Here is a 1,716-nt window from a genome sequence, read left to right on the forward strand (position 1 = left end):
GACCTCCTACTGCCAGACTCGGCCATTGACGGCATGCAAGCCATGGTCAAACAACTTGATGAAGTCACCCCGCAAATAGACCAAGGCGTAAGAAACGCCGCAAATGAAATTGGCAATCGCGTAAATAAAGCCCTCGATGAATTTGAGCCACCGGCAAGCACAGGCGTAGTGGGCAAACCGAAGAAAACCGTTGCCAATGAGCTTGAGCCGCCGAAAGGGAATGATTTAAAGGGGGCTACAGCGCTTAAGCGAGTCAGAAACCCAGCCCTTGATGCCCATTATAAAAACTTAGCTGCTTATGAAACGGCTTATAAGAACAAACTAGATGACGCTATTAAAAATGGTGATTCAAGCCATCGCATTGGTGCATTTAAAGCGAAGCTTACCGAAGTTAAAGGTGAACGTGCAGCAAGTGCCTATATGGCACAACACTTTTATAAGCCCCCGCCACCTGCGAAAATGGAGCTAGGCTTTGGTCCGGGCCCCGGTTTTGACCAAGTATGGGCTAAGCGGGATAAAAATGGCAACGTGCTAGAATACTTTATCGTTGAAGCTAAGGGACCTGGCGCCGAGCTCACTAAAGGAGCTAAGAAAGGCGATCAAATGACCACGAAGTGGATAAAAAATACAATTAAAAGCATGAGAAAATCCAAGAAATATCCGGCTCAAAATACACTAGGCAACGACTTATTCAATGCGAATGACTTAGATATACCGTTAAATAAAATTGTTATTGAAGCCGTTGAAAAAGGCGGTCAAGTCGTCGAAGGAAAATTACAACCTTTACCATAGAGAATTGATAATGCTACAGTTAAACCAACTATCGATAGAAAATATAGAAGAAAACATCTCACGTGCAAACAGCCATTTGGCCGCATGGATAGAGCGTTTTCAAGATAATACTAGAACCCCTGAACAAAATAAAAATAGCGTATTTAAAATAACCGATTTCTATTTTATGCTTGCATACGCTAAATACGCACTCGAAGAGCACTCAGAAGTAAAACCCAATTTTGAAAAAGCAGCACCGTTTGCTTTTTTATGCGGCTTCGACCCTAAATTAAAAACGAGTAATAACGATTGGACTATTCAACAAGAGCTAAATGTTGTTCTTCTCTTTGCTGAGCAGGATGTTTTAGAAAAGCTTAAACACAGTGAAATAAAGTTATCCAGCGTTCAACATCAAGCAAAACTCCAATACGCTGAACTATTAAAAGCGATTGGTACAGGCCAAACTATTAATAAAGATGATGTTGAGGCTGCTTTACTTGAAGCCAAAAACACTAAAGACAAAGATGTACTGCAATATATACTTCCTTTATTAGAAGCAATCTCGGCCTTAGTCTCAGGTGATGAATTACGTTGGCAAACTAGTATCGACAAAGCCATAACTTGGCATAAAGATGAATGTAAATTTGGTGATTTAAAAGATATGGAAGAAGGCTTTATCTGTTTAAATGCTCTTACTATGGCAAAGTTAGGCAAAGACATGCATGGTTGGCAATGCCAAACCGATTCACTATATTTACCTTTATTTTTAATTGATTAGTTTCGATAATCACACAACACGAGCCTATTATCTATGAGCAGTTTAATTCACTTATCACTTATTGACGAAGATAGATACCCTACTTCGCTTGACGGTGATGATGAAAGTAAATACCAACAGTTATTAGACATAACTCAAAAAGAAGCCATTCATTGGCAAAGCATTGA

Annotated in this window: 1 protein-coding gene and 1 pseudogene; both read left to right on the top strand. The window is 39.8% G+C overall.

Annotation, left to right across the window (positions count from 1 at the left end):
- A pseudogene (locus tag H5232_RS24000) lies at window positions 1-792 on the top strand (hypothetical protein); the annotation flags it as partial.
- 10 nt (window positions 793-802) lie between these two features.
- The gene (locus H5232_RS23100; RefSeq protein WP_259398159.1) at window positions 803-1,549 is read left to right on the top strand and encodes an immunity 49 family protein; all 747 of its coding nucleotides are present in this window, start codon (window positions 803-805) and stop codon (window positions 1,547-1,549) included.
- The last annotated feature ends 167 nt before the right edge of the window (window positions 1,550-1,716 follow it).

It is taken from the genome of Pseudoalteromonas sp. SG41-5, assembly GCF_014164495.1.
In the GTDB taxonomy this organism is placed as follows: Bacteria; Pseudomonadota; Gammaproteobacteria; order Enterobacterales; family Alteromonadaceae; genus Pseudoalteromonas; species Pseudoalteromonas rhizosphaerae.

What these genes read in the sequence shown, in the direction of transcription:
- H5232_RS23100 (WP_259398159.1), top strand. Translation starts at nt 803, where the DNA reads ATGCTACAGTTAAACCAACTATCGATAGAAAATATAGAAGAAAACATC.